We start from the raw sequence: 7,794 nt of genomic DNA, 5'->3' as shown, positions 1-7,794 counted from the left end.
GGCACAATAAACTCGCTGTTTAGCACCGCCATCGCGTTACCGCCAACCGCATCGGACGAGGAGTCCAGCGGGCAGGTGCTGTAGCTGCTTTCAGAACCATTACAACGATAATAAGCCGCTTTTGGGCCAATCGTATTCGACGAAAATCCACGAACCGACGATGAGCCACCGGCGTAGAAATTATCGTAAAATGGTACCGATTTGCCGTTCAACCCATCGGCATATCCCGCGCGCAGGTGCTCCATCCACACCCAGCTTTTGTTCTCGTTTAGCGGCAAATATTGGGTGGTATCAAAAGTAACTTTATAATAGCTGTTATCTGAACCGGGCACCGTGACCTTCGCGGTCAGGCTGCTTTTATTCCCCGCGCGTGGGAAGAAGCCGCGATCAAGATCGTTATAGCTCCAGCCGATGCTGGCAAAATAGTCGTTAGCGCTATAGGTCGCGCCACTATCACCATCCTTGGTGACAACGTTCGGGTAGATACCCCGCGAGTTAAGGTAGTTCCATGTCGTCAGCTCAGGATCCATATTCGTCAGATGGTTATGGACATAATCCAGGCCCAGATTGAGGGAGTTATTCTCACTAATCGGGAATCCTAGCGTACTGCCAACGCCGTAGCTCTGCTGGTTGTAGCTGCCGGTATCGGCATCGGAGGCGTCGTAGCTGTTATAGAAGATTTTCCCGCCAAGGCTGACGCCATCCACGGTGAAGTAAGGGTTCGTTGCCCCCAGTTCAAGATAGGACTGGTAACTATTGCGCGTACCGTTGAAGCTAACGCTATTGCCGGTGCCCAGCCAGTTATCCTGGGTGACGCCAAGCTGGTAGCTGACGCCGCTGTCCGTACCGAAGCCCAGACCAACGTTGAAAGAGCCGGTATTGCGTTCCTTCACCTTATAGACCACGTCCACCTGATCCTGGCTACCGCTTACCGGGATGATTTGCTTATCGACAGTTTCAAAAAAACCGGTGCGATCCAGCCGCGTTTTTCCCTGTTCGACTTTTTCATCATTCAGCCACGCGCCTTCCATTTGACGCATTTCGCGGCGCAGCACCCTATCGCGGGACGTATCATTGCCTTCAAAACGGATCTGACGTACCGAGTAACGGCGCCCGGCATTAACGTTGATATGCAAAACCACGCTTTTTTTCGCATCATCAATATCCGGCGCGGTGTTAACCTGCGGCCAGGCATAGCCATATTTTCCCAACAGCGTCTTAATACTGTTTTCTACCGCCGTAATTTCCGCGCCGCTATACCATTTATCCGTTAACGGCTTTACCAGTGCCTCAACTTCCTGGTTATGCTGTGCCATATCACCGGTCAGCATCGTGCTGGCGACTTTATAACGCTCACCTTCGGCAACATTAATAGTGATATACAGTGACTTCTTATCTGGTGTAATACTGACCTGGCTAGAGTTAATAGCAAACCGCGCATAGCCGCGATCGAGATAATAGCTGCGAATAGTTTCAAGATCCGCCGCCATCTTTTGCTTTTGATATTTTTTATCGCCAATGACGTTCCACCACGGAACGCTATCGCGCAACTGTAGCTGGTCCAGCAATGTTTCTTCACTAAAAGCCTGGTTGCCAATGATATTAATTTGCGCGATTTTTGCCGAGACACCTTCCTGAAAAACAAAGGTTAAATCAACGCGATTACGCGGCAGCGGTGTGACAACAGCATGAACCTGGGCGCTGTATTTCCCGACGCTGTAATAGAAATCCTGTAATCCTTTTTCGATTTCCGTAAGCGTGTTGCGATCCAGCGCGCTGCCTTCTTCGATACCAGTGGCGGCCAGGTTCTCTTTCAGGGCATCATCCTTTACGGACTTATTGCCAGAAAAGCTGATTTTGGCGATGGTTGGTCGCTCTTTCACCTGCACCACCAGCGTGCTGCCATCCCGCAGAATCTGCACATTTTCAAAATTACCGCTGGCGTACAAGGCACGAACCGAGTCGCTGATATCCTCACTGGAGACCTCTTCCCCCGTATGAACGGGCATGCTTAACAACGCAGCGCCGACGGTAACGCGCTGCAACCCCTCAAAACGAATATCATCAACGGTATATGAGGTTGATGCATAAAGCGTTAAAGGAGAAATCAATAGCCCGGCGATGATACTCGTTTTTTTTAGCATGGAGGTGTCGTCTAAAAGATATTTGGCAATAGCAGATATCTGCTGGGAATAACAGTGTTCTTTCCGGCGGACAGAATATGACGCAACCTGAAATAACCTGAACGAGGCGCAGAATTGCACGCAATTATGACGAGAAAATGGAGAAAAAATGGATGTTAGACAATGTTGAAAAAATTGTTTTTGGGTTGAACTTTCTTCCTGGCCGTTAGTCATATAAGCGTTTACTGACACTAGCAAAACCATTTAATCATTTTGTTTTTTTAATTAATAAAAACAAAAAGCCCCCTTTCTCATTGGTTGAAAGGGGGAAAAGATCTTGTTAGGAATGATGCTCTCTGGGATAGACCAGGAACAGGGAGAAATTAACGTATAATTCCGTAGATAAAATGAAGAGATATTGAATAAATTATGCAGCCACGATTCCATAGCGATGCAATGGGTAGATATCATGCCGCGAAATGAAATTCAGCGTTCGGTGCTTAACGAGCTGGTGAAATGGATAAAAAACAACCTTGAGAAAAAGCTCACGATGAATGCGCTGAGCCTGTTTTCTGGTTACTCGGAGTGGCATCTGTTTCGCCTTTTCCGCCACTATTTTAACATGTCACCAATGGAGTATATTCGCCAGCAGCGGATGCACTTATCCCTTGATTTATTAAAGGTTAAACCTGCTTTTCGCATCGTCGACATTTGTATTATGGCCGGCTACGAAGATATTAGCGCTTTTAACCGTACTTTCAAAAGATATTATACCGTTACTCCAAGCCAATATCGTAAAAATCTGAATACGCACCAATAAGGGATTCCCCCTCCTCCGCATTGCTGCGGTTGGGAATTGGGAGGGGGAAGAGGGACGACTTTAGAATGGAAATGGCAGGATGCCACTGTTAATCGTTTCCGGGATCAAGCAGACCCGATCAACAGAGACAAGTGTAAGCTGCTAAGTTGAATTAATTGTGTAGAGGCCGTGGAGATTTTGTCATCATTTATATCAGCGACACATCTTTCAAAAATAAAAAAGCCGGAATAATTAAATATCCCGGCTGGTGATTAACGGATAATTAGAAGTGCGTATTCACGCTGACATAAAACGTCCGTCCTGACTCGTTATAGGTCTCCGCGCCTGCACCATACAGATAAGCACCGGTCGTCGAGTTCCCCGTCGTCTGCGCATTCCCGGCGCGATAGTGGCGAATATCAAACAGATTATCCACTCCGCTGGTCAGGCTCAGGTTTTTGTTCACATCCCAGGTCGCACTAAGGCCGACAATGCTGTACGGACTGACTTCGTTCAGCTCGCTGCCGGACACCGCTTCCCCCTTATAGTTGAAGCGCTTTGGTTTCTGGCGACCATACCAGGTGAAGGTGCTCTGCAATGAGAGATCGTCGCGTACCTGCCAGCTTAGGGTTGAGTTAAGCGTAAACTGCGGGATCACCGACAGACGATCGCCGGTGGTTTTGTTCTTACTCTGCAACATCCACGTCAGGTTGTTGCTCCAGTTGACCGTTTCACTCACTGGCAGGTTTAACGAGCCCTCCAGCCCTTCGACCAGCGCCTTCGGTACGTTTTCCCACTGATAAATATTGGTGGTGCCGTTGCTGGCGGTGCTGACCGCCGAGTAGCCGGACTCTATCTTGTTGTGGTAGTCGTTACGGAAGTAAGTCAGCCCAGCCTGATAGCCGTCATGCTTGTACTCCAGGCCAATCTCTTTATTGACGCTGGTTTCTGCCTTCAGGTCGCTATTGCCCATCAAATAACAGGCGGAGCTGCTGGCGTAGCAACCCTGTCCGTTGCTGTACAGAATATAGTTCGGATTGAGCTGATAGAGGTTCGGCGCTTTATAGGCGCGAGCAATCCCCAGCTTCAAAGTCCAGTCATCCGACAGCCCCTGCGAGAGGTTCAGCGACGGACTCCAGTTATTGCCGACGATGCTGTGGTGGTCAAAACGAAGAGCGGGCGTCAGCATGGTGCTATCGGTTAGTGCAATATTGTCTTCGGTAAACAGCGAGAAAATCTCAGCGCTGGAATACGGACTTCGGCCGGTTGCCGAGATGCCGTCAATAGAGCCATAAGAAAGAGACTGGGTCGTCGATACGCCATCTTTCATCCGCTGCTGGTTCCACTCGGTCCCCAGCGTCAGGTTTTGCTCAAACCCGAAGGTAAACGGAATATTCACCTCGCTGTGCAATAGCACATCCGCCAGGTCGATATCGGAGAATTCGCTCCCCGAGAAGATCCCTTCCGTTCCGCCCGCCAGCCCCTCGTTCATGCGCGAGTTACGGGTGTGCTCATACTGAGCATAGGTATTGCTGGTCACGCCATTATCCCAGCCGCCGGTCCACGTCACCCCGTAAGTCTGGCGATAGAGGCGGTTAGTCTCTTTGCCGTACATACTTTTCACCAGCGTGCTGGTGTTGGTATTTTGCGTGTCGCCAGCGTACAGATTACCCTGACGGCTGTAGCCGGTTTCGAACTCCAGCGCCTGCATCGGCGCAAACTCCCAGCGCAGTTTGCCGTGGATATCTTTGTTCTCTACGCCTTCACGTCCCGCTGGATAAGAGCCCGCATAGGTACCGGTTCGTGCCGCTTCGTGGCCGGAGTTAATATCCTGGGCGTCGGCCTGCGTTTTGCTCAGGTTGCCCCATAGATTAAAGCTAACCTCATCCGACAGCGGGCCGTTAAGACTAAAGTTAGTGCGCTTCGTCGATCCCTCTTTACGGTGCTGAGGAGCGTTCATATAGGTATTCCAGGAACCATGCCATTCGCTGGTCGCCGGTTTAGTGACAATATTAACCACTCCGCCCATTGCGCCATTACCGTAGCGGGCCGCCGCAGGGCCGCGAATGACATCGATATGGTCGATCATTTCTGCCGGAACCCAACTGGTATCACCGCGCGTATCACGGTCTCCGCGCCAACCATAGCGCACGGAGTTACGGCTGGTCACCGGTTTACCGTCTACCAGAATCAGCGTGTTCTCCGGTCCCATACCGCGAATATCGACCTGGCGGTTATTACCGCGCTGGCCGCTGGTGGAGTTGCCGGTAAGGTTGACGCCCGGTTGGGTTCGAATCAGTTCTGAAACGTCGCGAGCCGGTGGATGCTTGCGGATTTCATCGGCGGTAATAGTGGATACGCCGGGGGCTTGCAGGTTCTGCGTTGCCGCGGTCACGACCATCGTTTCATCGTGATTTTCTGCGGCAATCGCCGTATCGGATTTCTTTGTTTCGTCTGAAGTGTTGCCCTCGGCGGCCAGCGCTGGCAGCGCCCCCCCCAGGATAGCCATGTGGATCAGCACAGCCAGCGAGTAGTGCGAAGTGTGTTTCATGGAATATGCCCTGTTTTCTTTTATTGCTGTCGGGGCACGCCTTCTTCATCAGTCAGATAAACAACGGCAGTGACTTCCATGCATAGGGCAACGTCTCTGGTTTTGGCGTAAGCAGAGCCCTCCCGATGCAATACCGGGATATCGATTCAAAATTTACGCCAAAAAATAGAAAATTTTGCCCTGGCAACACGAAGAAATAAACGCGCCACGCTATTCTTTGATAGTGTTTGCCGATCAGCACGCAATAGGATTATTGTGCCGAACCACGTTATTAGAAATGAGATTTATTATCAAGTTGATAGTTATTCATCATGCAAATAAATTAAAATACAACAGCAAAAACAGATAGATAAAAATTTTTAAATCTATTTAATACCATGACCAAATTAAACAAATGAATTGTATCTACATTAAAAAAACACAATTCATCCATATTATTTCCACAATTATTTAAGTAAGCTCTGTTTTATTATTGCAATATAAATACTGATCTTGTTAATTAATAAAATAATTAACATCCAGATTTGTAGTCCCTCATACATGCTTGCCATGCATGCTAACTACGCAGGATTGACTAGAATAAAACAATCCCCCTGCGGAGCACCGCGCCATGAACACCCTGTCGTCATATCGATACCTTATCGGCTGGCTGACCTGCCTTGCCGCCCTGCTATTTTTCAGTTCGGTTAACGCGGCCTCAGAAAATAAACGCGCTGAGCCAGACGAACGCGAGGCCCTTGAAGTTAACGTCGAGGATATGTTGCAACCATGGCAGGGCGATTTGCCGGGTATGCTCGACCGACGAACAATCCGGGTTTTAACTACCTACAGCAAAACCTTTTTCTTTATCAACAAAGGCACCCAGCGCGGCGCTACGCACGATATCTTTATGGAGTTTGAACGCAGCCTGAATCAAAAATTAGCGAAAGAGAAGAAGCTTAAGCATCGCCATCTCAAAGTGCGGATCATTTTTGTTCCCGTTGTCCGCGACCAGCTCATCAGCGCGCTTAACGCCGGTAAAGGGGATGTTATCGCCGCTAACATGACCATCACACCGGAACGTCAACAGCAAATGACGTTTACCGCGCCTATCTATTCCCACGTTCAGGAACTGCTGCTTTCTGGCCCTGGCTCTCCTAAAGTGGAAAATCTGCAACAACTCTCCGGCAAAACGGTATTTGTGCGCACATCGTCGAGCTATTACGCAAGTCTGGTTGCGCTCAATGCGCACTTTGCGCAAGAGTCCCTGCCGCCCGTGATGATTAAACCAGCCCCCGAAGCGCTGGAGGATGAAGATTTAATAGAGATGCTCAGCGCCGGACTTATCCCGCTGACCGTGGTCGATCGCCATAAGGCGATGTTCTGGAAACAGGTTTTTCCAAAAATTCAGGTTCACCAGGACATCATTCTGCGCAACGAGGGCAATATTGGCTGGGCGGTACGCAGCAACAGCCCTCAGCTCCTCGCGTTACTTAATCATTTCATCAAAGAAAACAGCCAGGGCAGCAAGCTGGGTAATACGATCCTGCTGCGCTATCTGAAAGATGCTAAATACGTTAAAAACGCGGCGGCGCAGAAGGAGCGACGTAAATTTCTCACGATGGTGGAAATTTTCCGTAAATACGGCGATCGCTATGACGTCGACTGGCTGCTGATGGCGGCGCAGGGGTATCAGGAGTCGCGCCTTAATCAGTCGGTGCGGAGCCACGTTGGCGCAATTGGCGTCATGCAGGTGATGCCGAATACCGGTAGGGAGCTGAAGGTCGGCGATATTAAGCAGCTCGATCCCAATATCCATGCTGGGGTGAAATATATGCGCTGGATGATAGACCACTATTATGGGGATGAACCGATGACTCAGCTTGATAAGGCGCTGTTCTCATTTGCTTCTTATAACGCCGGTCCCGCGCGCATCGCCCGACTGCGTACCGAGACCAAAAAGCGCGGCTTTGACCCCAACGTTTGGTTTGGCAACGTCGAGTATCTGGCCGCCGAAAAGATTGGTTCCGAGACCGTGACCTATGTGAGCAATATTTATAAGTACTACATCGCTTACCGGCTGATCGTCGATGAAATGGCGCGTAAGCAGCAGGCGACAACGGAATCAAAAAATCAGACTGCTCCGGCAACAAACGCGCAGACCGCGCCGGCCACACCGTAGAAACCCGGCTGACAATTTACTTTTCAAAATAGAAAAAGCCCCAAATGGGGCTTTTTCAGAGATGACTTCACAACGTCTGACTTACAAAGCAAAACGGCGCACTTAAAATGGTTCTGATTACCTGTGAATGAAATTTTTAGTATAAAATACATTAAAATTA

At 49.5% G+C, this 7,794-nt stretch carries 4 protein-coding genes; 2 read left to right on the top strand and 2 right to left on the bottom strand.

Annotated elements, in window-relative coordinates; all coding sequences use genetic code 11:
- Window positions 1–2,144: outer membrane protein assembly factor BamA (bamA, locus tag QVF11_RS22860; RefSeq protein ID WP_287859428.1), on the bottom strand; the 2,144-nt coding region annotated here is incomplete at its 3' end.
- Between the two features lie 448 nt (window positions 2,145–2,592).
- Between bamA and QVF11_RS22855 the strand changes: the two genes are divergently transcribed.
- Window positions 2,593–2,943 carry a helix-turn-helix transcriptional regulator gene (locus QVF11_RS22855; protein WP_112215882.1) on the top strand — a complete coding sequence of 117 codons (351 nt, stop codon included), beginning with the start codon at window positions 2,593–2,595 and terminating at the stop codon, window positions 2,941–2,943.
- Window positions 2,944–3,205: 262 nt separating this feature from the next.
- Here the strand turns inward: QVF11_RS22855 and QVF11_RS22850 are convergent, their stop codons facing one another.
- Window positions 3,206–5,473: a TonB-dependent siderophore receptor gene (locus QVF11_RS22850; RefSeq protein WP_142514431.1), complete on the bottom strand. Its 2,268-nt coding sequence runs from the start codon at window positions 5,471–5,473 to the stop codon at window positions 3,206–3,208.
- Between the two features lie 610 nt (window positions 5,474–6,083).
- Here QVF11_RS22850 and QVF11_RS22845 point away from each other — a divergent pair.
- Window positions 6,084–7,634, top strand: coding sequence for an MltF family protein (locus tag QVF11_RS22845; protein ID WP_287859425.1), 1,551 nt, complete (start codon window positions 6,084–6,086; stop codon window positions 7,632–7,634).
- Window positions 7,635–7,794: the final 160 nt, after the last annotated feature.

The organism is Klebsiella sp. (assembly GCF_027492335.1).
In the GTDB taxonomy this organism is placed as follows: Bacteria; Pseudomonadota; Gammaproteobacteria; order Enterobacterales; family Enterobacteriaceae; genus Klebsiella; species Klebsiella huaxiensis.
This window is presented reverse-complemented; position numbering and strand designations above follow the sequence as displayed.

Excerpts from the sequence above, each read along its gene's own strand:
- QVF11_RS22855 (WP_112215882.1), top strand. The coding sequence starts at position 2,593 with ATGCCGCGAAATGAAATTCAGCGTTCGGTGCTTAACGAGCTGGTGAAA.
- QVF11_RS22845 (WP_287859425.1), top strand. The coding sequence starts at position 6,084 with ATGAACACCCTGTCGTCATATCGATACCTTATCGGCTGGCTGACCTGC.
- QVF11_RS22850 (WP_142514431.1), bottom strand. The coding sequence starts at position 5,473 with ATGAAACACACTTCGCACTACTCGCTGGCTGTGCTGATCCACATGGCT.